The organism is Streptomyces sp. NPDC087300 (genome assembly GCF_044744425.1).
GTDB lineage: Bacteria > Actinomycetota > Actinomycetes > Streptomycetales > Streptomycetaceae > Streptomyces.
The window spans coordinates 511,823-535,808 of record NZ_JBIUYI010000001.1 but is presented as its reverse complement, the minus strand read 5'-3'; the positions used below and the strand labels follow the sequence as shown (position 1 = coordinate 535,808).

General features: G+C 71.2%; 16 protein-coding genes. 6 read left to right on the top strand and 10 right to left on the bottom strand.

Annotated features, from left to right (window positions below; translation table 11 throughout):
- Positions 1 to 47: 47 nt before the first annotated feature.
- The 3 genes from ACIO9J_RS02215 to ACIO9J_RS02205 all read right to left on the bottom strand — a co-directional run bounded on the left by ACIO9J_RS02215 (position 48) and on the right by ACIO9J_RS02205 (position 5,623).
- A complete protein-coding gene (locus ACIO9J_RS02215) occupies positions 48 to 1,868 on the bottom strand; it encodes an ABC transporter transmembrane domain-containing protein (RefSeq protein WP_401991117.1) in 1,821 nt (606 codons plus the stop codon).
- Positions 1,869 to 1,976: 108 nt separating this feature from the next.
- Entirely contained in the window at positions 1,977 to 3,758 is a 1,782-nt protein-coding gene (locus ACIO9J_RS02210) for an ABC transporter ATP-binding protein (protein ID WP_401991114.1), read from the bottom strand.
- Positions 3,755 to 5,623: an ABC transporter transmembrane domain-containing protein gene (locus ACIO9J_RS02205; protein ID WP_401991112.1), complete on the bottom strand. Its 1,869-nt coding sequence runs from the start codon at positions 5,621 to 5,623 to the stop codon at positions 3,755 to 3,757. Before ACIO9J_RS02205 ends, ACIO9J_RS02210 begins: the two co-directional genes overlap by 4 nt.
- A gap of 227 nt (positions 5,624 to 5,850) precedes the next feature.
- On the opposite strand from ACIO9J_RS02205, the gene ACIO9J_RS02200 reads away from it, so the two are divergent.
- The 3 genes from ACIO9J_RS02200 (at position 5,851) to ACIO9J_RS02190 (ending at position 10,143) form a co-directional block, all read left to right on the top strand.
- Positions 5,851 to 6,588 (top strand): L,D-transpeptidase family protein, encoded by a 738-nt coding sequence (locus ACIO9J_RS02200; protein WP_401991109.1) that lies wholly within the window; start codon positions 5,851 to 5,853, stop codon positions 6,586 to 6,588.
- Between the two features lie 105 nt (positions 6,589 to 6,693).
- Positions 6,694 to 8,382 (top strand): peptide-N4-asparagine amidase, encoded by a 1,689-nt coding sequence (locus ACIO9J_RS02195; protein ID WP_401991106.1) that lies wholly within the window; start codon positions 6,694 to 6,696, stop codon positions 8,380 to 8,382.
- 288 nt (positions 8,383 to 8,670) lie between these two features.
- Positions 8,671 to 10,143, top strand: coding sequence for a cation:dicarboxylate symporter family transporter (locus ACIO9J_RS02190; protein WP_401991103.1), 1,473 nt, complete (start codon positions 8,671 to 8,673; stop codon positions 10,141 to 10,143).
- Here ACIO9J_RS02190 and ACIO9J_RS02185 read toward each other — a convergent pair.
- The 3 genes from ACIO9J_RS02185 to ACIO9J_RS02175 all read right to left on the bottom strand — a co-directional run bounded on the left by ACIO9J_RS02185 (position 10,082) and on the right by ACIO9J_RS02175 (position 15,088).
- Positions 10,082 to 11,557: a Gfo/Idh/MocA family protein gene (locus tag ACIO9J_RS02185; protein ID WP_401991101.1), complete on the bottom strand. Its 1,476-nt coding sequence runs from the start codon at positions 11,555 to 11,557 to the stop codon at positions 10,082 to 10,084. The genes ACIO9J_RS02190 and ACIO9J_RS02185 overlap by 62 nt on opposite strands.
- 155 nt (positions 11,558 to 11,712) lie before the next feature.
- A complete protein-coding gene (locus ACIO9J_RS02180) occupies positions 11,713 to 14,631 on the bottom strand; it encodes an FAD-binding and (Fe-S)-binding domain-containing protein (protein ID WP_401991098.1) in 2,919 nt (972 codons plus the stop codon).
- A gap of 19 nt (positions 14,632 to 14,650) precedes the next feature.
- Positions 14,651 to 15,088, bottom strand: a complete 438-nt coding sequence (locus ACIO9J_RS02175) for a MarR family winged helix-turn-helix transcriptional regulator (protein WP_401991095.1) — start codon at positions 15,086 to 15,088, stop codon at positions 14,651 to 14,653.
- A 94-nt stretch (positions 15,089 to 15,182) separates the two neighbouring features.
- On the opposite strand from ACIO9J_RS02175, the gene ACIO9J_RS02170 reads away from it, so the two are divergent.
- The 3 genes from ACIO9J_RS02170 to ACIO9J_RS02160 all read left to right on the top strand — a co-directional run bounded on the left by ACIO9J_RS02170 (position 15,183) and on the right by ACIO9J_RS02160 (position 19,359).
- Positions 15,183 to 16,988 (top strand): ABC transporter ATP-binding protein, encoded by a 1,806-nt coding sequence (locus tag ACIO9J_RS02170; RefSeq protein WP_401991092.1) that lies wholly within the window; start codon positions 15,183 to 15,185, stop codon positions 16,986 to 16,988.
- A gap of 43 nt (positions 16,989 to 17,031) precedes the next feature.
- Positions 17,032 to 17,850 (top strand): endolytic transglycosylase MltG, encoded by an 819-nt coding sequence (mltG, locus tag ACIO9J_RS02165; RefSeq protein ID WP_401991089.1) that lies wholly within the window; start codon positions 17,032 to 17,034, stop codon positions 17,848 to 17,850.
- A 219-nt stretch (positions 17,851 to 18,069) separates the two neighbouring features.
- Positions 18,070 to 19,359: a S8 family peptidase gene (locus tag ACIO9J_RS02160; protein WP_401991086.1), complete on the top strand. Its 1,290-nt coding sequence runs from the start codon at positions 18,070 to 18,072 to the stop codon at positions 19,357 to 19,359.
- 46 nt (positions 19,360 to 19,405) lie between these two features.
- Here the strand turns inward: ACIO9J_RS02160 and ACIO9J_RS02155 are convergent, their stop codons facing one another.
- From ACIO9J_RS02155 to ACIO9J_RS02140, 4 genes are read right to left on the bottom strand one after another with little or no spacing between them, the layout of a single operon-like run.
- Positions 19,406 to 20,515, bottom strand: coding sequence for an NAD(P)-binding domain-containing protein (locus ACIO9J_RS02155; RefSeq protein WP_401991083.1), 1,110 nt, complete (start codon positions 20,513 to 20,515; stop codon positions 19,406 to 19,408).
- A gap of 55 nt (positions 20,516 to 20,570) precedes the next feature.
- Positions 20,571 to 20,978 carry a cupin domain-containing protein gene (locus tag ACIO9J_RS02150; protein WP_401991080.1) on the bottom strand — a complete coding sequence of 136 codons (408 nt, stop codon included), beginning with the start codon at positions 20,976 to 20,978 and terminating at the stop codon, positions 20,571 to 20,573.
- Between the two features lie 25 nt (positions 20,979 to 21,003).
- Complete coding sequence (locus ACIO9J_RS02145) at positions 21,004 to 22,989, bottom strand: aminotransferase class I/II-fold pyridoxal phosphate-dependent enzyme (RefSeq protein WP_401991077.1); 1,986 nt, start codon at positions 22,987 to 22,989, stop codon at positions 21,004 to 21,006.
- A gap of 8 nt (positions 22,990 to 22,997) precedes the next feature.
- Positions 22,998 to 23,978 carry an NAD-dependent epimerase/dehydratase family protein gene (locus ACIO9J_RS02140; protein ID WP_401991074.1) on the bottom strand — a complete coding sequence of 327 codons (981 nt, stop codon included), beginning with the start codon at positions 23,976 to 23,978 and terminating at the stop codon, positions 22,998 to 23,000.
- Positions 23,979 to 23,986: the final 8 nt, after the last annotated feature.

Genomic DNA, 23,986 nt, shown 5'->3' with positions numbered 1-23,986 from the left:
GGCCTGGAGCCGGGGGCGCTTCGTTCGAGGGCGCTGTGTCGTCGGAGTCACCGGAGGACCTCGTGAGTGGAATCGGAAGGAACATCGCGTTCCGTGGGCAACTCCTGCTCGCCTCGCTGCTCGGTGCCGTCGGGCGACTCAGCCTCCGTGCCGTCCGTGCTCTCGGCGTCGCGCGAGACCAGGTGCCGGTAGCCGGGCTCATCGGCCAGCAGGTCCGTGTGCCGGCCGACGGCGGCGACGCGGCCGTCGACGAGGTACTGCACGACATCGGCCTGGTCGAGGAGCAGGGGAGAGGTGCTGGTGATGACGGTGGCGCTACCGGCGCGAGCGGTACGCAGCCGGGCCGCCATCTTCGCCTCGGTGTGGGCGTCGACGGCGGAGGTGGGTTCGATCGCCAGCAACACCTCCGGACCGGCGAGCAGGGCCCGTGCCAGGCGGAGGCGCTGCCGCTGGCCTCCGGAGAGATTGCGGGCATGAGCGTCCAGGGGTGCGTCGAGCCCCTCTGGCAGGCCGAGCACGACGTCGCGGGCCATGGCCGCGTCGATGGCGTCCGCCAGGGCCTCATCGTCGGGATCGCGGCGGCCGGAGACAGCCGAGCGGAGCGTCCCCGCGAACAGATCGGCCTCGTTGTCCGCGACGAGGATCCGCGCACGGACCTGGTCCAGCGCGACGGCATCGAGCCGCCGCGTGCCCCAAGTGGCGTCGGACGGAGTGAAACGGGCGAGTCGGTCGACGACATCCGCGCATTCCGCGGGTCGGGCGCTGACCAGGGCCGTCAGAAGGCCGGGCGCGACCTCGACACCGGACTGCGGGTCACGCAGCACGGACGGTGCTTCGGGCCCGTCCACGCCCTCGGTGTTCCAGCCGCGCGTCTCCGGATCCGGTTCCAGGTTCAAGAACCCCACGACCCGCCGCGCCGACACCAGGCCACGGCTGATGTCGTAGCCGGCTTCGATCAGGAAGGACACCGGGAGCACGAGGACGGCGACGTACCCGTACACGGCGACCAACTCGCCGACGGTGATCGTCCCTTGAGCCGCCATGCGGGCGGCGAGCCAGGTCACGGCCGCGAGGAACAGGGTGGGGAGGCCGAGGCCGAAGGCTTGGATCCAGCTCATCGTGGAGCCGACGCGGTAGCCCTCGTCGCGCAGTTTCTGCGAGCCCTCGCGGTAGCGGGCCGCGAACACGCCCTTGCCGCCGAGGCCGTTGAGGATCCGCAGTCCGCCCGCGAGGTCGGCGAGTACGGCTGCGAGGGAGCCCTGCCGTTCCCGGTACGCCGTCTCGGCGCCCTGCAAGCGGCCGAGGAGAGGTCCGATCAGCGCGGCGATCAGTGGCACGCCGACGAGGACCACCACGGCGAGGAGCGTGGAGACGGACAGGAGCAGGGCGGCCACCACGATGTACGCGATCACCGCGCCCACTCCGGGGCCAGTCGCGGTGAGGGTCTGGCTGATCACGCCCACGTCGGAGTGCCCGATCGTGACGACCTCGCCGGTCGAGACGCGGCGGGAGAGTCCCGCGCCGAGCCGGGTCGCGTGGTCGACGATGACCCGGACCGTACGGAAGTAGGCGTCGAGGCGGACCCGGGTCATGGTCCGATGCCGCATGATCGCCAGCCAGGCGTTGAGGACGCCGATGCCGAGCAGCGCCACGCTCCACCCCACCAGGGTGCCCCGGTCGCCCGGACGCAGGCCGTCGTCGATGGCGCGCGACAGGACGTAAGGGGGCAAGGTGAGACAGACCATCCACACGGTGCCGAACAAGGCGCCAGCGGCGATCCGCCCCGGCTGGGCGGCGATCACCCACCAGAGGTAGCGGGCGGGGCCGCGACGGTCGGGGGCGCCGGGATCCGTGGACGATGCAGACATCCCCGAACCCTAGCCACAGGAGTCACGGCGGCACCAGGGTGTACTGCACCGACACCGTCCCCGACGCCGTCTCCCATGCCATCCGGGGCGCCCCCAGCCCCCGCTCCCCTACCCGTGCCAGGACCGCCACAGAGCCGCGTACGCTCCGTCGGCCGCGACCAGTTGGTCGTGGGCGCCCAGTTCGCTGATCCGGCCGTTCTCGACCACCGCGATGACGTCCGCGTCGTGCGCGGTGTGCAGCCGGTGGGCGATCGCCACGACGGTGCGGCCGTCGAGGACCCGGGCGAGCGAGCGCTCCAAGTGACGTGCCGCGCGCGGGTCGAGGAGAGAGGTGGCCTCGTCGAGGACGAGTGTGTGCGGGTCGGCCAGGACGAGCCGGGCCAGCGCGATCTGCTGCGCCTGCGCGGGAGTCAGCGCGAAACCGCCCGAGCCGACCTCGGTGTCGAGCCCTTCGTCGAGGGCCCGCGCCCAGTCGGCCGCGTCGACCGCGCCGAGTGCCGCCCACAGTTCGGCGTCCCGTGCCCCGGTCCGCGCGAGCAGGAGGTTGTCGCGCAGGGAGCCCACGAAGACGTGGTGTTCCTGGTTGACCAAGGCCACATGCGCGCGGACCTCCTCGGCGGGCATGTCCGACAACTCGGCGCCGCCCAGGGTGATGCGGCCGGTGCGTGGTCCGTAGATCCCCGCGAGCAGCCTGCCCAGCGTCGACTTGCCCGCGCCGGACGGGCCGACCAGGGCGACACGCGAGCCGGGCTCGACGGACAGGGACACCTCGCGCAGCACGTCGACGCCCGCGCGGTAGCCGAAGTGCACGTCGTCCGCGAGGACTTCGCGTCCCTTCGGTGTCACGGAGGGGTCGCCGGCGTCGGGTTCGATGTCGCGGACGCCGACGAGCCGGGCCAGCGACACCTGGGCGACTTGGAGCTCGTCGTACCAGCGCAGGATGATGCCCAGCGGGTCGACGAGCATCTGCGAGATCAGCACGCCGGTGGTCAGCTGTCCGACGCCGATCCAGCCCTGGAGGACGAACACGCCGCCGATCATCAGGGTCGAGCAGAGCACGATGGTGTGGGTGAAGTTGACCACGGGGAAGAGCACGGACCGCAGATAGAGCGTGTACCGCTCCCAGGCGGTCCACTCCTTGATGCGGCGCTCCGACAGGTCGATGCGGCGCTGGTCGAGGCGGTGGGCCTCGATGGTGCGGCCCGCGTCCACGGTCTCGGCGAGGGCCGCGGCCACCGCCGCGTAACCGGCGGCTTCCGAGCGGTAGGCGGCAGGCGCCCGCTTGAAGTACCAGCGGCAGCCCACGACCAGCAGCGGCACGGCGATGAGGACGGCGGGCGCCAGCGGCGGCGCGGTCACGGCGAGACCGCCGAGGAGCAGCGCCACCCAGACCACGCCGATCGCGAGCTGCGGCACGGCCTCGCGCATGGCGTTGGCGAGTCGGTCGATGTCCGTGGTGATCCTGGAGAGCAGGTCACCCGTACCGGCTCGCTCCAGGACGCCCGGCGGCAGGCCGACGGACCGTACGAGGAAGTCCTCGCGCAGGTCCGCCAGCATGCGCTCGCCGAGCATCGCGCCGCGCAGCCGTACCTGGCGCACGAAGAAGGCCTGCACGAGCAGCGCGAGGGCGAACAGGCCGATGACGAGCTCCAGATGGAGATCCCTGGCATCGTCCGAGACCTTCTCGACCAGGTCGCCGAGCAGATAGGGGCCGACCATGGAGGCGATCACGGCGAGCGTGTTCACCGCCATGAGTAGGATGAAGGCCCGGCGGTGGCGCTGGAACAGCTCGCGCACATAGCCGCGCACGGTCGCGGGGGCGCCGATGGGCAGCGTCTCCGCCGTCGTGGGGGCCGCCGGGTCGTACTCCGGTGGCGCCAGGCCGATCATGCCGTCTCCTCGATGTCGAGATCTGTCAGGGTGTTCACGGAGACCCGTTCGTCGTCCGTCTCCCGGGTCACGACGGTGCGGTACCGGGGCTCGCTGTGCACGAGCTCGCGGTGTTCGCCCACCGCGATGACCTCGCCGTCGTCCAGGAAGACGACGCGCTCGGCGCGGTCCAGGATCAGCGGCGACGAGGTCAGGACCACGGTCGTACGGCCTTGGCGCAGCTTGCGGATGCCGTCGGCGACCCGGGCCTCGGTGTGCGAGTCGACGGCGGACGTGGGCTCGTCGAGGACCAGTGCCTCGGGGTCGGTGACCAGGGAGCGCGCCAGGGCGAGCCGCTGGCGCTGGCCTCCGGAGAGGGAGCGGCCGCGCTCGGTGAGGTGGGCGGCCATCGGGTCGTCGTCCACCGATGCCTGCGCCAGCGCGTCGAGGACGTCCGAGCACTGGGCCGCGGCGAGTGCCTCCGTCGCGCTGACGGCACCCGACGAGGGGACGTCGAGCAGCGTGCTGAGCGTTCCGGACAGCAGGACGGGGTCCTTGTCCTGGACGAGCACGGCGGTGCGGGCCGCGGCCAGCGGGAGTGCGTCGAGGGGGACGTCACCGAGACGTACCGAGGGGAGGTCGGCCGCGTCGTCGAACGCCGGGTGGCCACCGAGACGTTCGGCGAGCCGTCCCGCCGCGTCGGGGTCGCCGCAGACCACGGCGGTGAACCGTCCGGCAGGGGCGAGGAGCCCGGTGGCGGGGTCGTACAGGTCACCTGTGGGGACCGTGCTCAGGTCACCCGCGGACACGGCGCTCGTATGCTCCGCGCTCACGTCGGGACTCTCCGTGCTCCCGTCGGTCTCGTCCGCTGTCTGCTTGCCCGTGGGCGAGGTCCGCTCCAGGGACAGGACGCGTGCGGCGCGCTTGGCGGAGGGGCGGGAGAAGGAGTACGCCATGGCGATCTCCTCGAAGTGCCGGAGCGGGTAGTTGAGCATCATGACCGCGCTGTAGACCGTGACGAGCTCGCCGACCGTGATCCGGCCCTCGCGGGCGAGATGCACGCCGTGCCAGACGACCGCGATCATCAGGAGGCCCGGCATGAGCACCTGGATGGCCGAGATCGCCGCCCACATCCGGGCGCTGCGCACCGCGGCCGTGCGGACCTCTTGGGAGGCGCGGCGGTAGCGGTCGAGGAAGAGTTCCTCGCCGCCGATGCCGCGCAGCACGCGCAGGCCCGCGACGGTGTCGGAGGCCAGTTCGGTGGCGCGGCCCGCCTTCTCCCGCTGGAAGTCCGCCCGGCGGGTGGCGCGGGGCAGCAAGGGGAGCACGGCGATCGCAAGGACCGGGATGCCCACCGCGACGACCACGCCGAGCGCGGGCTGGTAGACGACGAGGCCGATGGTGACCAGGACGACCGTGAGCGCGGCGGCCGCGAAGCGCGAGAGGGCCTCCACGAACCAGCCGATCTTCTCGACGTCACCGGTGGAGACCGCGACGACCTCACCGGCGGCCACGCGTCGGGTGAGCGCGGAGCCGAGGAGCGCGGTCTTGCGGGCGAGGAGCTGCTGTACGCGGGCGGCGGCGGTGATCCAGTTGGTGACCGCCGTGCGGTGCAGCATCGTGTCGCCCAGCGCGATGGCGATGCCGAGCACGACGATCAGCGCGCCCGCGAGCGCGAGCCGACCGCCGGAGCGGTCCAGCACGGCCTCGACGGCGACGCCGACCATGTAGGGCAGGCCAGCGATGGAGCCGAAGTGCAGCAGGCCCCAGGCGAGGGACTTGAGCTGGCCGCCGAGCTGGTTCCGGCCGAGCCACAGCAGGAAGCGCGGCCCCGACCGGGCATCCGGAACGCCAGGGTCTGAGTACGGAAGGTCGCGAATCTGCATGAGGTCCCAGAGCTCGGCGCGGCGAAGCGGGTGGTGGGCGGATGGTTTCGGGTGGCGGTCCGCTCCTCGGAAGCGGAGCAGACGGCGGTGACAAGCCGTGAAAGGTTCGCCTCGCAGGGTGGGCGGAAGCAAACGATTTTCCGTCCGACGGTAAAGAATCAGCCCGTTCTCCGTGCCCCGGGAGGCTCCGGACAGATGCACCGCACACCGGGTGCGACCATGGGCGGATGCGTAGAGGCGGTGCGGTGCGAGCGGCGGTCGTGATGGCGGCCTGTGGTGTCCTTGTCACGTCCTGCGGAAGCGGGGACGACGCGGCGAAGAAGAACGACGACGCCGGGCGGGGAGGGGCCAACGCGCCTGCGCGGGCGGACGATTCGAAGCGCATCCCCGACGTGGGGGACCGGTTGCAGTCGAAGATCCCCAAGAACTCGCGTCAGGTCGTCGCGGTGTACGGCGACGGCGAGGACTGGGTGAAGTCGACCGTCGTCCTGTACACGAAGTCCGGGCCGTCGGACGACACCTGGGAGAAGGTGCGCAGCTGGCCGGGGCACAACGGGAAGAAGGGCTGGACCACCGACCACCGCGAGAACGACAAGCGCAGTCCGGTCGGCGTGTTCACGCTCACCGACGCGGGCGGCGTCCTCGCGGACCCGGGTGCCAAGCTGCCGTACACGCAGTCGTCGTCCATGCAAGCACCGCATTATTGGCCGAAGACCCACTGGCACGACTTCGACTACGTCATCGCCATCGACTACAACCGCGCCAAGGGCACCCCGCCCAACGACCCGACGCGTCCGCAGGGCCAGACCAAGGGCGGCAGCATCTGGCTGCACATGGATCACGGCAGCGGCACGTCGGGCTGCGTGAGCCTGTCCAAGTCGGGCATGCGGTACCTGCTCCGTACGCTCGACCCGAAGCAGCACCCCGTCGTGGTGATGGGGGACAGGATGAACCTCAAGAAATGAGGTCCGGCGGCACGGAGCCGCTGGAAGGGATGGGGTTCGGCGGCACGGAGCCGCTGGTCGGGCGGCGCCATTGCGGTGATCGGTGGCTGCCCATAGAAATCCCCCATGAGAAGACGCGTCATGTCCATGCTCGTCGGGGTCTCCCTCGCAGTGAGCACCCTCCTCGGCGCGGGCCCCGCCACGGCCAAGGCGACCCGTGCGGCCGACACGCCCAGCGCAGCCGAGACGCCCAGCGCGGCCGACAAGCCTCCGGCGGAGTTCGGCACCGACTGGCACGACCCGATCACCGCCGGGCCTCCGGTCCCCAAACCCCACACCACGTCCTGCGAAGTGACCGTCGCCGAGGCGCAGTTCAAGGACTTCACGCCCTACAAGGGTGAGTACTCGCCGCCCGCCCGGTGCGGTAAGGGCCGCTGGGCCAAGGTGGTCCTGCGGCTCGACGGAAAGGTGAAGGGAAGGCAGTACGACCGCCTCGGTTATCTGCGCATAGGCGGCGTAGAGATCCTCCGTACGTCCACTCCGGAGCCGTCGGCCGACGGCATCACCTGGTCCGTGGAGAAGGACGTCACCCGCTACAGCGACACGCTGGGCCGCGACCAGCAGGTCGAGATGCTCATCGGGAACGTCGTCAACGAGACGTATACCGGGATCATCGACGTCAAGGCGACGCTGACGTTCTACGCGCCGGAGAAGCGCGCGCCCGCCGCGAAGGAGCGCGCGCCCGCGTCGAAGGCGACGCCCGACCGCGTCCTCCCGCTCGGGGACGGCGCCACCGGTACCACCCTCACCACCCCGCGCAACAGCGAACGCGTCGTCGCCGAGGTGTACGCCACCGGCTCCGGCGGCGGATGCGAGGAGTACTGGTATCTGACCGTGCCGGACGCGGCGCCGTACTCGTGCAAGGCGGACGGCGGGCCCTATCGCGAGGTGCAGGTCAAGGTGGACGGGCGGCTCGCCGGGATCGCCGCGCCCTTCCCGACCGTATGGACCGGCGGCTGGTCCAACCCCTTTCTCTGGTACGTGATTCCGGGTCCCCGCGCTTTCGACATCAAGCCCCTGGAGTACGACCTCACGCCCTTCGCGGGCATCCTCAACGACGGGCGGCCGCATGACGTGGAGGTCTCCGTCGTCGGCGTGCCCAAGGGGCAGACGGGATGGAGCACCCCCACCAACGTCCTGGTCTGGCAGGACGAGAAGAGCGACCGCGTGACGGGCGAGGTCACCCGGCACCAGGAGGGTGAGCTCGCCAACGAGGCGACGTACACGCCCGGTTCGCCCACGAGGGAGCACCGGCTCGACACCGAGGGCGGCCACCGGCTCAGCGTCTCCGGCTATCTGAACACCTCGCACGGCCGCGTCTCCACCACCGTGACGCGCACCCTCGCGAACACCTCGGTCCACCGTTGGACGGAGGGCGAGTCGATGGACGCGCTCAAGGCCACCTGGACCGATGACGAGACCGTCACGACGGGCGGCCGCGCCGAGCACACCGACCGGACGTACACGATGGACGGCACCACGACGCTCGGTGCGGGTGACCGGCTGCGCACCGAGATCTCGCTCGGTGACCGTGCCGAGAGCGTCACGCACCAGGGCGGGCGGCGCGGCAACTGGTCGGTGATGGAGGACCGTTACGACGGTGACGCGACGTACACCGCGAACGTTCCGCGTGAGGAGCGGCATGCGGTGGGCACCTCGCGCGAGCGGTATCGGCTGATCGGCGACGGCGGGTGTCACGACCGCACGCTGGCCACCGTCCAGGGAACCCTCACGCAGGACAAGCGGCGCTGCTGAGACCGCCCACGCGGGCTCACCCCCGGCACGCTCCGGGCTCATCCCACGCTCACCCCGGGCTCACTCCACGCCCACCCCCGGGTCTCCTCGGAGCACCTCTTTGGAGCAAGATCCAAGATTTGCGCCGATGTGACTCCGGGGTCTTCTACGGAGGCGGGCACTCCGCAATAGTGACGGCTCGCGGAAGATGGAAGTCAACTTCCGCATGACAGAAGTCACTTACGCCTCTTCACAGGAGTGCCCGTGCCGCAGTCCGTACCGTCCCTGCCGCGACGCGTAGCACGCACCATGCGTACCTCGCTGTTCGCGCAGGTCGCCTGCGCGTTGGTGATCGGAGTCCTCGTCGGACGGCTGTGGCCCCATGTGGGCACAGCCGTCCAACCGCTCGGCGACGGCTTCGTACGCCTCATCAAGGCCATGATCGCGCCGCTCGTCTTCTGCGTGGTCGTCGCCGGAATCACCAAGGCCGGAGACCTCAAGGCCTTCGGCCGCATCGGGCTCAAGGCCCTCATATGGTTCGAGGTCGCGACCACGGTCGCCCTCGTCGTCGGCCTGCTCGCGGGCAACCTCGCGAGCCCGGGTGCGGGCATGAACGTCGACCCCGCCACGCTCGACGCGTCCGCCGTCGACGAGAAGACCGGCGGCGGAGAGCTCCCCTCGACCAGCGAGTTCATCCTGCACTCGCTGCCCGACAGCGCGATCGGCGCCTTCGCGGAGAACTCGCTGCTCCAAGTCCTCGTGCTGTCCTGCCTGGTGGGTGCGGCGCTGCTGCACCTCGGCCACACCAAGGTGCCCGCGATCCTGCCCGCCATCGAGCAGGGCCAGGAGATCGTCTTCGCGATCGTCGGCTTCATCATGAAGCTGGCGCCGCTCGCCGTGTTCGGCGCGACCGCGCATCTGGTGGGGGAGTACGGTCTCGGCGCCCTGTCGACGTACGGCAAGCTCATCGGTGTCTGCTATGCCGTGGCGTTCATCTTCCTCGTCCTGCTCGGCGTCGCACTGAAGGCGCTGACCGGTCTGAGCCTGTGGAAGTTCATCCGCTACACCCGCGAGGAGATGCTGCTCGCGCTCGGCACCGCGTCCAGCGAGTCCGTGATGCCGCGCATGATGCAGAAGCTGCGCCAGGCGGGCTGCCGGGACGACGCCGTCGGCCTCGTCCTGCCGACCGGCTACTCCTTCAACCTCGACGGCGCCTCGATCTACCTCTCCGTAGGCACGCTGTTCATCGCCCAGGCCGTCGGCGTGGACCTGACCATCGGCCAGCAGATCACCGTCGTCCTGGTGCTCATGCTCACCAGCAAGGGCATGGCGGGGGTACCGGGTTCGGCGTTCCTCGCGCTGTCGGCTACGGCCTCAGCGCTCGGTGTCATCCCGGCCGGTGCGGTCGCCCTGCTGCTCGGCGTGGACCGGATCATGGACGCCATGCGCGTCGCCACGAACCTGCTCGGCAACTGCGTGGCCGTCTTCGTGGTCTCCCGCTGGGAGGGCGCGCTGGACACGGCACGGGCCAAGAAGGTCCTGGACGGCGAGATCGCGTTCGTACCCGAGCAGGTGACGGAGCCCCGCGGTGCCGGTGTCGAGGGGGCGGGGGAGCCCCGCGGCGCCGATGACGGCACCGCGGAGCCCACGGCGGCCAGGTCCCTCGAACCCACCGCGGCCAAATCCCTCGAACCCGCCGCGGTCAAGTCGCCTGCGCCCGCTACGCCTTCGGCTTCTCCGAGTCCATTCCAGGACGGGCCTTCTTCCACAGCCCGCGAGTGAAGTCGGGGATCGCCTGCGGCGCACCCTTCGCCTTGATCGAGAGATGACTCAGCGGCACGGGTGACGTCCACGTCGCCGCGTCGTACACGTCGAAGTCGGGAACGAGGCCGAGCTGCATGGTCTGCATCAGGCGGAAGATCATGATGTAGTCCATGCCGCCGTGCCCGCCCGGCGGGTTGGCGTGCTCCTTCCACAGCCAGTGGTCGAAGTCGTCCGCGTACTTGGCGAAGTCGCCCCACTCGTCGTTCGTGTGGTCGGGCTCGATGTAGATGCGCTCGGGGTAGTCCTCGAAGACGCCCGCCGTGCCGCCCAGGCTGTTGATGCGGCTGTAGGGATGGGGCGTGGAGACATCGTGTTCGAGCCGGATCACCCGGCCCTTCGCCGTCTGGACGAGGCTGATCGTGCGGTCGCTCTCGATGTAGGTCTCCTTCCAGCTGGGGTCGCCCGCCGGCATGTGCTTCTTGCGGTACGCGGCGAGGCCGAGGGCGGGCGTGCCGAAGCTGGAGATGTGGGTGACGCGGTCGCCGCGGTTGACGTCCATGTAGTTGGCGACCGGGCCGAACCCGTGGTTGGGGTAGAGGTCGCCGCGCAGCCGGGTGTGCCACAGGCGGCGCCACGGACCCTCGTAGTAGTCGGGGTCGAACATCAGGCCGCGCAGGTCGTGGTTGTAGGCACCGGCGCCGTGCAACAGGTCACCGAACTTGCCCGCGTGCGCCATGCGCAGCACACGCATCTCGTTCTTGCCGTAGCAGCAGTTCTCCAACTGCATGCAGTGTCTGCGGGTCCGCTCGGACAGGTCGACCAGTTCCCAGAGCTGGTCGAGCCGCAGGGCGATCGGACACTCCACACCGACGTGCTTGCCGTTCAGCATCGCCGACTTGGCCATGTCGAAGTGGAAGTCCCAGGGCGTCGCCACGTACACGAAGTCGATGTCCCCGCGCTTGCACAGGTTCTCGTAGTCGTGCTCGCCCTTGGTGTACGTGGCGGGGGCCGGCTGGCCCGCGGCGGTGACCTTCTTCGCGGCGGCGGCCGTCTTCTCCTTGACCGGGTCGCAGAGCGCGACGACGCGGACGCCGGGGATCGCGAGGAACAGGTCGATCATGCTGCCGCCGCGGTTGCCGAGCCCGACGATGCCGACCCGCACCGTGGAGCGCCGCTGGAACGGCACACCGATCATGGTGTCGCCCTTGCGGGCGGGAGCGGCGTCGGTCGCCGCGGCGGCACTCTCCGGCGCGGCACTCCCCGCAGCGGCGCTCTCCGGCGCGTCCGCTCGGGCCGTACCGCCGGTGAAGGCGCCGATCCCCAGCCCCGCGCCCGCGAGACCCGCGGTGCGCAGCACCGCACGCCTCGACTGGCCTTCGGCGGTGGCGTCGGTGGAATCGTCCGGGACCGGTGTCGCGTTCTCGTCGTGCATCGGACCTCCGTCGTCGTGGTCTCTACCACTGGGCGGAAGCCACCTTGATGGCGGTACGGACGAGAAGCAAGAGGCTGTAGTGATCGAGGAGTTGGACTTCTCGCACTACGGACACATGGCGCGCTCCAGCTCACGGACGCGTGGCACGCTCTAACTCACGGACGCGTGGCGCGCTCCAGCTCAAGGAGTACGGAGTAATAGCCGCGGCCCGTGGCGTGGTCCATGCCGACCTCGCACATGCGGTTCGCCGAGAGGTGCGCGTCGAAGGGGCGGGCGGTGACCTCGGCGGCCTCCTTGCGCGTGGCCGACTCGGTGAGCTCCTTGTGGAGCATGCCCCGGTCGCCCGCGAAGGCGCAGCAGCCCGCGTCGTCGGGCACGACGACCTCGTCCGCGCAGGCCTCGGCGACGGCGCGCAACTGCGCCTCGTCGCCCAGATGCCGCATGGAGCAGGTGGGGTGCAGCACGGCCGAGCCGACGGTGCGGTGCACGGTCAGGTGGGGGAGGAGTTCGTCGGCGGCCCAGACGATCGAGTCGACGACCGTCAGCTCCTTGTGCAACTGGCGGTTGTCGTCGGTCAGATAGGGCACCACCTCGTGCGCGATGCCCAGCGTGCAGGAGGAGGCGTCGACGACCAGCGGGAGCCGCCCGCCCGCCGTCCAGCCCCAGGCCGCCTCGACGATGCGGTTGGCCATCACCGCGTTCCCCGCGTCGTACCCCTTGGAGTGCCAGATCGTCGCGCAGCACGTCCCCGCGACGTCGTCCGGAATCCAGACCGGCTTCCCCGCGCGCGTGGAGACCGCCACGACGGCCTCGGCGAGGGCGTGGTCGCCGGGCCCGCCGAAGATGCGGTTGACGCACGCCGGGTAGTAGACCGCCGAGGCGCCCACCCGCGCGGTGCGCGGCAGCTTGCGGGCGGCGGCCCCCGGAATCTGCGGGAGCCACTCCGGTACGAGATCCGGGCGCACGGCCTTGCGCGCGGTGCGGGTCACCGAGGTGAGCAGCCGGTCGCTGATCCGGTCCGCGGCGGCCACCGCCAACCGCGCGGACGCCTCGACCGCCTTGAAGTTCCGTGCGGCCAGCGCCGCGACCTTCTCCTCGCGGGGCGAGTGACGGGCGCGGCGGAAGTCCTTCATCAGGGCGCCCGTGTCGATGCCGACCGGGCAGGCCAGCTTGCAGGTCGAGTCGCCCGCGCAGGTGTCCACGGCGTCGTAGCCGTACGCCTCGACGAGTCCGTCCTCCACGGGGGATCCCGCGGGCTGGCGCATCATCTCGCGGCGCAGCACGATGCGCTGGCGCGGTGTCGTGGTCAGGTCCTCGCTGGGGCACGTCGGCTCGCAGAAACCGCACTCGATGCACGGGTCGGCAATCGGCTCCACCGTGGGGATGGTCTTCAGGCCGCGCAGATGGGCCTTCGGGTCCCGGTCCAGGACGATGCGCGGCGCGAGCACCCCGTCCGGGTCGATGACCTGTTTGGTGCGCCACATCAGCTCGGTCGCCTTGGGGCCCCATTCGAGTTCGAGGAAGGGGGCGATGTTGCGGCCCGTGGCGTGCTCGGCCTTCAGGGAGCCGTCGAAGCGTTCGACGGTCAGGCGGCAGAAGTCGTCCATGAAGGCGGCGTACCGGTCCACGTCGGTGGGCTTCGCCGCGTCGAACGCGAGCAGGAAGTGGAGGTTCCCGTGCGCCGCGTGGCCCGCCACCGCGGCGTCGAAGCCGTGCCGCGTCTGGAGGTCGAGGAGGGCTTCGCACGCCGCGGCGAGCCTGCCCGGGGGCACCGCGAAGTCCTCGGTGATCAGAGTCGTCCCCGAGGGGCGCGAGCCGCCGACGGCCGTGACGAACGCCTTGCGCGCCTTCCAGTAGCCGCCGATCGTCCCGGCGTCACGGGTGAAGGCATTGCTGACCGAGGCGACGGGCGCGACCAGTTCGAGCCCTTCGAGGGCCTTGGCCGCGGCCGCTTCGTACGCCTCCTGGGCCGTCTCGTCCGGTGCGCGGAACTCCACCAGGAGCGCGGCGGTCGACTTCGGCAGCTCGGCCCAGTCCGCGGGCACCCCCTGCACGCTCACCGAGGCGCGCAGCGTATTGCCGTCCATCAGTTCCACGGCGAGCGCGCCCGCGGCGTTGAACAGCGGCACCGCCGCGGCGGCCGCGGGCAGCGAGGGGAAGAAGAGCAGGGCGCTCGTCGTGTGCCGGTCCAGCGGCAGCGTGTCGAACACGACCTCGGAGATGAAGCCGAAGGTGCCCTCGGACCCGACCATCAGGCCGCGCAGGATCTGCACGGGGGTGGTCCCGTCGAGGAAGGCGTCGAGGCGGTAGCCGTTGGTGTTCTTGATCTCGTACTTGGCGCGGATGCGGGCGGCGAGCTCCGCGTCCGCCTCGATCTCCCGCTTGATGGCCAGGAGGCCCTCGCAGAGGGCGGGTTCCGCGTGGGCCAGCTGCTCGTCGGCGTCCGGCTCCGCCGTGTCCACGACCGTCCCCGAGGGCAGCACGAAGGTCAGCGAGGCGACCATGCGGTAGGAGTTGCGGGTGGTGCCCGCGGTCATGCCCGACGCGTTGTTCGCCACGACGCCGCCGATGGTGCAGGCGATGGCGCTCGCCGGGTCGGGCCCGAGCACCCGGCCGAACCGGGAGAGCGTGGTGTTGGCCCGCACCACGGTGGTGCCGGGGCCGATGCGGGCGCGCTCGCCGTCGCCGATGACCTCGATGCCCGACCAGTGCTTGCGCACGTCGACCAGGATGTCCTCGCCCTGGGCCTGGCCGTTCAGCGAGGTGCCCGCCGCACGGAAGACGACTTCGCGGCCCTTGCCGTGCGCGTACGAGAGGACCGCCGACACGTCGTCGATGTCCTCGGGGACGACCACGACCTGCGGCAGGAACCGGTAGGGACTCGCGTCCGACGCGTACCGCACCAGGTCGGAGACCTTCGTCAGGACCTTGTCGGCGCCGAGCAGCGCGGACAGCTCGCTGCGCAGCGGTTCCGGTGTGCCGGCGGCCCGCACGTCCGCCACCCGGTCGGGTGACGGCTCGGGGGCGCGCGACGTGGGGCGCAGGGCGTCCGGCTCGGGCTCCAGCAGCGGCATGAGCTCTCCTCGGCGGTGGTCAGCGACGTCCGGGGTCGTCGAGCAGGGCGGACAGCAGGCCGCCGAGCACCTCGCGCTGTTCGGCGGTCAGTGGGGCCAGGATGTCCTCTGCGGCGGCTCTGCGCGCGCTGCGCAGCTTCTTGAGGGCGTCCTGTCCAGCGTCCGTGAGTTCGATCCGGATGACACGGCGATTGCTCAGATCCGGCGCGCGGCGCACCAGACCGCCCGACTCCAGGCCGTCGACGAGGCTCGTCACCGCGCGCGGCACCACTTCGAGGCGCTGTGCCAGGTCGGCCATGCGCGGCGGTGTCTCGTAGTGCGCGAGGGTGCGCAGCAGCCGGGACTGGGCCGGGGTGATGCCCACCGGCTCCAGATGGTGCTTCTGGATGCGGTGCAGCCTGCGGGTGAGCCGCAGCAACTGCTCGGCGAGAGGGCCGTCGGTGTCCGGGGTGCTCATGACGGGAACATTATCAGGACCTATTGCATTGTGAGTATAGGTAACAGTGAGCTATCCTCCATAAAACTTACCGTCCGAGATCCCGTAGGAGCCCATGCGTCACGACGAACCCTCCTGGACGCCGCCACCCCAGGCCCCCGGCCAGGAACCGCCGCGCCAGATGCGCCGCATCCTTCGCCTCTTCCGCCCGTACCGAGGCCGCCTCGCGATCGTGGGCCTGCTGGTCTGCGCCGCCTCCCTCGTATCGGTCGCGACCCCCTTCCTGCTCAAGGAGATCCTCGACACCGCGATCCCGCAGGGGCGCACGGGTCTGCTGAGCCTGCTGGCGCTCGGCATGATCGTCAGCGCGGTCGTCACGAGCGTCTTCGGGGTCCTGCAGACCCTGATCAGTACGTCCGTCGGGCAGCGCGTCATGCACGACCTGCGCACCGCCGTCTACGGCCGGCTGCAGAGCATGTCCCTGGCCTTCTTCACCCGCACCCGCACGGGCGAGGTGCAGTCCCGGATAGCCAACGACATCGGTGGCATGCAGGCGACCGTCACCTCCACCGCCACATCGCTGGTCTCGAACCTCACGAGCGTGATCGCGACCGTCGTCGCCATGCTCGCTCTGGACTGGCGACTGACCGTCGTCTCGCTGCTGCTGCTCCCGGTGTTCGTGTGGATCAGCCGCCGCGTCGGCCGCGAGCGCAAGAAGATCGCCACGCAGCGCCAGAAGCAGATGGCCGCGATGGCCGCGACGGTCACCGAGTCCCTCTCCGTGAGCGGCATCGTCCTCGGCCGCACGATGGGCCGCGCCGACTCCCTGACCAAGTCCTTCTCGGACGAGTCCGAGCAACTGGTCGACCTGGAGGTCCGGTCGAACATGGCGGGGCGCTGGCGCATGTCCGTCATCTCGATCGTGATGGCCGCCATGCCCGCCGTCATCTACTGGAGCGCGGGCCTCGCCTTCCAGATGGGCGGCCCGACCGTCTCGATCGGCACGCTCGTCGCCTTCGTCTCGCTCCAGCAGGGCCTGTTCCGGCCGACCGTCAGCCTGCTCTCCACCGGAGTCCAGATCCAGACCTCGCTCGCGCTCTTCCAGCGCATCTTCGAGTACCTGGACCTGCCCGTCGACATCACCGAGCCCGAGCACCCCGTCCGCCTGGACAAGATCAGGGGCGAGGTCCGCTTCGAGGACGTCGAGTTCCGCTACGACGAGAAGTCGGGGCCCACGCTCCAGGGCATCGACATCGCGATACCCGCCGGCGGCAGCCTCGCCGTGGTCGGCCCCACGGGATCCGGCAAGTCGACCCTGAGCCACCTCGTGCCCCGGCTGTACGACGTGACGGGCGGGCGCGTCACGCTCGACGGCGTCGACGTGCGGGACCTGGACTTCGACACCCTCGCGCGCGCCGTCGGCGTGGTCTCCCAGGAGACCTACCTCTTCCACGCCTCGGTCGCCGAGAACCTGCGCTTCGCCAAGCCCGACGCGACGGAGGATGAGCTGATCGCCGCGGCCCGCGCGGCCCAGATCCACGACCACATCGCGTCCCTGCCCGACGGGTACGACACGGTGGTCGGCGAGCGCGGCCACCGCTTCTCCGGCGGCGAGAAGCAGCGCCTGGCGATCGCCCGGACGATCCTGCGGGACCCGCCCGTCCTGATCCTGGACGAGGCGACGAGCGCGCTGGACACCCGCACCGAGCGGGCCGTCCAGGAGGCCATCGACGCCCTGTCCGCGAACCGGACGACGCTCACCATCGCCCACCGGCTCTCCACGGTCCGCGGTGCCGACCAGATCGTGGTCCTGGACGGCGGGCGCACCGCCGAGCGCGGCAGCCACGAACAGCTTCTGGCCCGCGACGGGCGTTACGCCGCCCTCGTCCGCAGAGACGCCCAACTGGAGCCAGCGACATGAAGATATGCCAGGAATGTCACCATTTGCGGGTTACCGTGCCCGCATGCAGACCAAGACTCCGCGACGGGGCACGATTCGACTGACGCGGCGGGGCCGGATCGCCCTGATCGCGACCGGAGCCGTCGCCGCGGCCACCGCCGTGGCGGTGCCGCTGATGCTTCCGGACGACAACGCGCGGCCCGAGTCGCTGACCATCCCCGAAGGCTGGCGGTCGGGTCAGGTGTACGCGGCCGTGGACAAGGCACTCGACGTTCCCGCGGGCAGCACGAAGAAGGCCGTTCCCCAGGCCGGGCTCAAGCTCCCCGGCGACGCCGGAGGCAACCCCGAGGGTTACCTCTTCCCCGCCACCTATCCGATCAGCTCCCAGTCGACCCCGGCCTCCGTCCTGTCGTACATGGTCAACACGGCGGCGAAGAAGTTCGGCGGCAGCCAGGTCACCGCGGGCGCCGACCGCAACGCGGTGAACGTCTACCAGACCGTCACCATCGCCAGCATGATCGAGGCCGAGGCCGGTTCCAAGGCGGACATGGGCAAGGTGGCCCGGGTCATCTACAACCGGCTCGACCAGGGCATGCCGCTGCAGATGGACTCCACCATCAACTACGCCCTGAACCGCTCCACGCTGGCCACCACCGACCACGACACCAAGACGAACAGCCCGTACAACACCTATGCGCGCATGGGCCTGCCGCCCACGCCGATCGGCAACCCGGGCGAAGAGGCGATGCGCGCGGCGACCAGCCCGACGCGGGGGGACTGGCTGTACTTCGTCACGGTGAAGCCGGGCGACACCCGGTTCACGTCGAGCTTCGAGGCGCATCAGAAGAACGTCGCGGAGTTCAACAAGAACGGGAAGGGCTAGCACCCAGAACGGGAAGGGCCAGCACTCCCGGCCTCGGCTCCCGGCCCCGGTCCTGACTCTTGTGCCGCGCCGGGCGGCGCGAGATTCTGGCATGCGCTCCGCGCCGCACCACCGGCAACGACCGTGCCACGCACCGCACATGACCCGACCCCACCTCTGGCCGACCGGCCCCCAGGCCCACCGGCCCACTGGTCAACGAAAGGTTCAGGTGCACCGGGAATGAGAATGCCCTCGCGTCGGCGGACGGCAGCGGTGCTGCTGCCCGCCGCGCTCATAGCCGCAGGACTCCAGCTCGGCGTCACACCAGCGGGCCATGCCTCGTCCGGCCCCTCCGCCGGGGAGCTACGGCTCGCGCGTGGCGCCGAGGTCGCCGTGCCGGGCAGCTGGATCGTCGTACTGAAGGAACGCGTGAACCCCACCACGGCCGCCGTGCCCGACGTGGCGCGCGAGCTGGTGGGCCGGGCCGAAGGGGCGCGGCTCGGCCATGTGTACCGGGCCGCGCTGCACGGCTTCTCGGCGCGGATGAGCCGCGCGGAGGCGGCCCGGATGACCGCCGACCCTCGCGTCGCGTACATCCGCCAGGACACCCGGGTGAGCGTGGCCGACACGGCGGTGGACACCACGGCGCCCGGTACGGCCGTGGACACCACGTCGGCCGATACGACCCAGCCGAACGCGCCCTGGGGCCTGGACCGGATCGACCAGCGGCGCCTGCCGCTCTCCACCACGTACACGTACCGCACGACCGCCCCCGGCGTGAGCGTGTACGTCATCGACACGGGCCTGCGGACCACGCACAAGGAGTTCGGCGGCCGTGCGTCGGTCGGCGTCGACACGGTGGGCGACGGGCAGAACGGCAACGACTGCAACGGCCACGGCACCCACGTCGGCGGCGTCGCGGCGGGCACCACGTACGGAGTGGCCAAGAAGGCCAGGCTGGTGGCGGTGCGGGTGCTCGACTGCCAGGGCTCGGGCTCCACGTCGGGCGTGATCGCGGGCGTCGACTGGGTGACCGCGAAGGCGGCGCGGCCGGCGGTGGCGAACATGAGCCTGGGCGGCAGCGCCAACGAGGCCCTCGACACGGCGGTGCGCAACTCGATCCGTTCCGGGGTCACGTACACCGTCGCGGCGGGCGGCTCGGGACAGCCGGGCGGCGCGTGCGGCACCTCGCCCTCGCGGGTGCCCGAGACCATCAGCGTCGGCGCCAGCGACCGCACCGACCGCAGGTCCGCCTCCTCCAACAGCGGCGACTGCGTGTCCCTGTACGCGCCGGGAGCGCAGATCCCCTCGGCGTGGAACGGCAGCGACAGCGCGACGGCGACCCTCAGCGGCACCTCGATGGCCACGGCGCACGCCGCCGGGGCCGCGGCGCTCCACCTAGGGTTCCGGCCCACGGACACCCCGGCGCAGGTCAAGCGCGGCCTCGTCGACAACGCCACCACGGGCGCCCTCCAGGGGACGCCACCGGTCGTCCCGGACAAGCTGCTCTACACCCTGTACCTGCCCTAGACGCCCTAGACGTCTGCCCTGGAGCGCGGGCTCGGCGCCGGTCGCGTCAGACCGCGGCCGGTTCCTGTGCCAGGAGCCGCTGGATCTCCCGCACCGCCGCACGGCCCGCGCGGTTGGCGCCGATGGTGCTCGCCGAAGGCCCGTATCCGACCAGGTGGACGCGGGGGTCGGCGGTGGCGCGGGTGCCCTCCATGCGGATGCCGCCGCCCGCCTCGCGCAGCCGCAGCGGGGCCAGGTGCTCGATCGCGGGCCGGAAGCCCGTCGCCCAGAGGATGACGTCAGCGTCGACGTGGCGTCCGTCGGCCCAGGCGACGCCGCTCGGCGTGATCCGGTCGAACATCGGCAGCCGGTCGAGCACCCCGTCGGCCCGCGCCTGCCGGATGGCGTCGTTCACGGGCAGCCCCGTCACCGACACCACGCTGCGCGGCGGGAGCCCCTGGCGTACGCGTTCCTCGACCATGGCGACGGCCGAGCGTCCCCAGTTCTCGTCGAAGGGGCCTTCGCGGAAGACCGGCGGACGGCGGGTGACCCAGGTGGTCGCGGCCGCGTAGGGGGCGATCTCCATCAGGTGCTGCGTCCCGGAGGCGCCGCCGCCCACGACGACGACGCGCTGACCCGCGAAGGCCTCGGGCCCCGGGTAGATCGCCGTGTGCAACTGCCGCCCGCGGAACGTCTCCTGGCCCGGGTAGCGCGGCCAGAACGGCCGGTCCCAGGTGCCCGTCGCGCTGATCACGGCGCGGGTCGACCACGTGCCCGCCGAGGTCTCGACGAGCAGCCGGCCCGCCTCGCCCTCGCGGACCTCCCGCACGTCGACGGGGCGCCGGACCCGCAGGTCGAAGCGGCGCTCGTACGCCTCGAAGTACTCCCCGATGACCTCGGAGGAGGGACGCGCGGGGTCCGCGTCCGTCAGCTCCATGCCGGGGAGCGAGTGCATCCCGTGCACTTTCGCGTACGTCAGGGAGGGCCAGCGGAACTGCCAGGCGCCGCCGGGCCGGGGTGCGTGGTCGAGCACCACGAAGTCCCGGTCCGGCTCAAGACCGACCCGTCGCAGGTGGTGGGCGCTGGACAGGCCCGCCTGTCCAGCGCCGATGACGACCACGTCCACCTGCTGTACCGCCGCGAGGGCGGCCGCGTCTCGTACCCCGATGTCGTTCACGTTTCTACTAACTGCGCCGGGGTCGGAGATCTTCCCGCGGTCTGTCCGCGATCGCTCAAGAGGTCTTCGTCTCGACCGTCAGGAACGACAGGGGCTCGTCCCCGATGTTCTTGAGGTCGTGCAGGTGGTGGTGTCCTTCGTCGATGCGGAAGTGGAGCGTCTGGCCGCGGACGAAGGTGATCTCGCGGCTCGCGCCGTCGCCGGAGTGCTGGCGGGCGTGGCCGTCGGTCAGCGCGATCCAGGTGTAGTCCTGCTCGTGCCGGTGGACGGGGAGGCGCTCGCCCGGTTCGAGGCGGGTCTCCCAGACGCTCACCAGGCCGGTCTCCTTCAGGAGGTTCTGGCCCAGCTGGTCGTTGCGGACGTTGGCGTCGAACTCCTTGTGCAGGGGCGGGCTCCAGCGGTCGAACCCTTCGGCTACGACAGTGCTGGTGAAGGGCGGTTCGGGGCGGGAATCGTGACCCACGAAGTGGTCCTTTCGGTCGTGGCGCTCACACCGCGGAGGAGAGCGCGGCGAGCAGCGTGTCGTTCGCGCGGCGGTCGCCGATCGAGATGCGGCAGGTGTGGGGGATGACGAAGCCGGTGTCGGCGACGACGATCCCCGCCGCGCCGAACCGCTCCATCACCTGTTCGTGCTTGTGCAGGCGGACCAGCAGGAAGTTGGTCTCCGAGGGGAACACCCGCTCGACCGAGGGGTGCTCGGCGAGCGCGGCGGCCAGCCGGGCGCGCTCGGCGCGGATGCGCCGGACGCTGTCGAGCGCCTCGTGGGAGTTGGTCAGCCGGTGGCGCGCCGCGCGCTGGGACGCGTCGGTGAACCCGAAGGGCACCTGCACCCGTCGCAGCGCGTCGACGAGACCGGGCTGTGCCAGCGCGATCCCGCAGCGCGCGCCCGCGAGGCCCCAGGCCTTGGAGAGGGTCCTGAGCACGATGAGGTTGTCGTGTTCCGCGACCAGACCCGCGTACGAAGGGGTGTCGCTGAACTCGGCGTAGGCCTCGTCGATCACCACGATGCCGCGCGTGCGCGTCACCAGGTCGAGCACCTGTGCCCGGTCGAGCCTGGTACCGACCGGGTTGTTCGGGTCGCACAGGAACGTCACCCGGGGGTCGGTGGCCAGGATCTCCTCGGTGTCGAGTTCGGACAGGTCGTCGCCGCGCAACGGGCTGTCGACGACGGGCAGCCGCAGGACACGCGCGAAATGGGCGTAGAGCGGGAACGTGGGCGGCGTGACGCAGACGGTCTCGCCGGGCGACGCAAGCGCCGCTAGCAGCAGCATGGCGCCGTCGACCGACCCGCTGGAGAACAGCACGTGCTCGGGGCTCAGCGCGTCGACACCCTGGTGGCCCGGCAGCTTCGCGATCGTCGTCAGGTACGTGCTGGCGAGTTCCGTGGTGTCGAGGTGCGGGTAGACGGCGTCGGCGCCGAGGAACGGATTGGTGTTGCTCGACAGGTCGATCGTGTCGAAGCGCGGCTGGCGGCGGAACCGGGCGGGGCCGGGGACGGGGACCGTGGCGACGGGCTCGGTCGCGAACCGTGACAGGGCGGTCCCGGCCTCCCCGTCGGTGGTGGGCGGCAGGTCCGGGGCGCGCAGCCAGTGGTCGAGGGGGATGAACAGGTCGGCGCCCAGGCCCCGTTCGCGCTCGGGGTCCCCGGGGCCGAGGTGGACCCACTCCAGTCCTGCCCGCCGCGCGTCGAGGAAGAGCCGGTACAGGGTCGCCTCTTCGAGGTGGTCGCGTGCGACGGGGGCGTCGTCCGCGACGGCCCCCGCGAGGTGGTAGATCCCGCGCCCGGTGTGCGACTCGACCAGGAGCGCGACCTGGACGACCGCCTCCTTGGCGTCCGCGACCTCCTTGCGGCGCCGCACGAGCAGTTCGGTGCGGTCGGCCGGCGCGGCCTGCGCGAGCGCGTCGAGGGCCTCGGCGTCATGCAGCCGCCGCCCGCTTCCTCGCCGCTCGGCGGCCCGCCCGTGGAGCGCCTCGAAGGCGTCCCTGGCCCAGCCGTGCGCGCCCAGTTCGCTCAGCCTGACGCGCTCCCAAGTGACGTCCTGGGACACCGTCTTGTGCTGCTCACGCAGTGCGCGGAGCCGGTCGGCCCCGACCCGGCCGCGCAGCAGATCGTCCACGTCCTCGGTCAGCCGTACGACGCATTCGCTGCCGGCGGCGACGGGGACGAACCCCGCCGCCCGCAGCGCACCGGGGTCGTCGGTGCGCCGCACGTGGGGTACGAGGAGTTGGTCCACGCCGAGGGAGCGCGCGCGCTCGGTCAGCGCGTCGAGGGCCTCCGGCGTGGGGGCGGGGCTCGTCGGGGCGTACGGTGCCGCGCCGCCGACGAGGGTGGGACGATCGGCCACCGCGGCGCCCAGCGCCGCGAACGGGCCCGTGTCGAGGCCGAGTTGGGCCGGTGTGCACACCGGTGCGGCGGAGCCGAGAGCGGCACACAGCACCTGCTGGAGCGCGTCGATGTCGATGGGCCTGCGCATGCTGATCCCTAACCCCGATCGCCGAAGGACGGGCCTGCGGACGCCCCGATGCCGTGCGCGGTGACGTACTCCTGGATGCGGTCGCGGTACTCCTCGAACAACTCGGCCATGGTGCGGGCGATTCCGGCCCGCCAGTCGACCGTGCAGTCGCCGATCAGCGCGCGGCGGGCCTCGTGGTCGAAGACCGCCGTCTCCCGGCTGAGGTCGCCGCGGTCCAGCAGGACGGGCACGCCCGTGAGGTCGGACATGTACTGGAGAAGGTCGGTCATGCCGACCTGTTCGTCACCGCCCCAGTTGAGCACGCGCGCGGGCGTCCGCGCCGCCTCCCACAGCAGCGGCACCTGGCGCACGAGATCGTCGACGTGCAGGAGGTTGCAGTAGTTCTGCCCCTCGCGCGGCACCGCGCAGGCGCGGCCCGCCCGCAACTGGTTGAACAGGATCATCGGTACGCCGCCGTGGCCGTGCACGCCGTAGGCGATGTTGAGCCGGGCGATCACGGACGGCAGCGCGAGCGCCTCGCTCAGGCCGCGCACCACGCCCTCCGCGGACAGCTTCGCGATCGGATACGTCGGCAGCCAGGGCGCGGCACCGCCCAGCGGGTCGCTCTCGCGGTAACGGTGGGTGCGGTCGGCCCGGTTGTAGACCACTCCCGACGACACGTAGAGGAACGCCTCCGCGGTCGAGCAGTGCGTCATCAGCTGGGCGGTGCCCGCGGCGTTGACGCGTGCCGTCTCGTCGAAGTCCTTGCCGTCGCCCCGGTGCACCGCGGAGTGCAGCACATGGGTGAAGTCGTCCGGCAGGTCCGCCGGTTCGCCCGCGGCCATGTCCCAGGTGAACGTGTGGGCGCCGCGCTCCTCCAGGGCCTTGCGCGCGGCCAGGTCGCCGAACCTGCCCAGGCACCACACCTCGTTGTCCGCCGCGAGGGCCTCGGCGACGGGCCGCGCGACCTGCCCGGTCCCGCCGGTCACCAGAATCTTCTTGCCTTGCATGACTTGTC

Bases quoted from the DNA above. Each gene is read 5' to 3' on its own strand.
- ACIO9J_RS02215 (WP_401991117.1), bottom strand. From the start codon at position 1,868: ATGTCTGCATCGTCCACGGATCCCGGCGCCCCCGACCGTCGCGGCCCC.
- ACIO9J_RS02210 (WP_401991114.1), bottom strand. From the start codon at position 3,758: ATGATCGGCCTGGCGCCACCGGAGTACGACCCGGCGGCCCCCACGACG.
- ACIO9J_RS02205 (WP_401991112.1), bottom strand. From the start codon at position 5,623: ATGCAGATTCGCGACCTTCCGTACTCAGACCCTGGCGTTCCGGATGCC.
- ACIO9J_RS02200 (WP_401991109.1), top strand. From the start codon at position 5,851: ATGCGTAGAGGCGGTGCGGTGCGAGCGGCGGTCGTGATGGCGGCCTGT.
- ACIO9J_RS02195 (WP_401991106.1), top strand. From the start codon at position 6,694: ATGAGAAGACGCGTCATGTCCATGCTCGTCGGGGTCTCCCTCGCAGTG.
- ACIO9J_RS02190 (WP_401991103.1), top strand. From the start codon at position 8,671: ATGCGTACCTCGCTGTTCGCGCAGGTCGCCTGCGCGTTGGTGATCGGA.
- ACIO9J_RS02185 (WP_401991101.1), bottom strand. From the start codon at position 11,557: ATGCACGACGAGAACGCGACACCGGTCCCGGACGATTCCACCGACGCC.
- ACIO9J_RS02180 (WP_401991098.1), bottom strand. From the start codon at position 14,631: ATGCCGCTGCTGGAGCCCGAGCCGGACGCCCTGCGCCCCACGTCGCGC.
- ACIO9J_RS02175 (WP_401991095.1), bottom strand. From the start codon at position 15,088: ATGAGCACCCCGGACACCGACGGCCCTCTCGCCGAGCAGTTGCTGCGG.
- ACIO9J_RS02170 (WP_401991092.1), top strand. From the start codon at position 15,183: ATGCGTCACGACGAACCCTCCTGGACGCCGCCACCCCAGGCCCCCGGC.
- mltG (WP_401991089.1), top strand. From the start codon at position 17,032: ATGCAGACCAAGACTCCGCGACGGGGCACGATTCGACTGACGCGGCGG.
- ACIO9J_RS02160 (WP_401991086.1), top strand. From the start codon at position 18,070: ATGAGAATGCCCTCGCGTCGGCGGACGGCAGCGGTGCTGCTGCCCGCC.
- ACIO9J_RS02145 (WP_401991077.1), bottom strand. From the start codon at position 22,989: ATGCGCAGGCCCATCGACATCGACGCGCTCCAGCAGGTGCTGTGTGCC.
- ACIO9J_RS02140 (WP_401991074.1), bottom strand. From the start codon at position 23,978: ATGCAAGGCAAGAAGATTCTGGTGACCGGCGGGACCGGGCAGGTCGCG.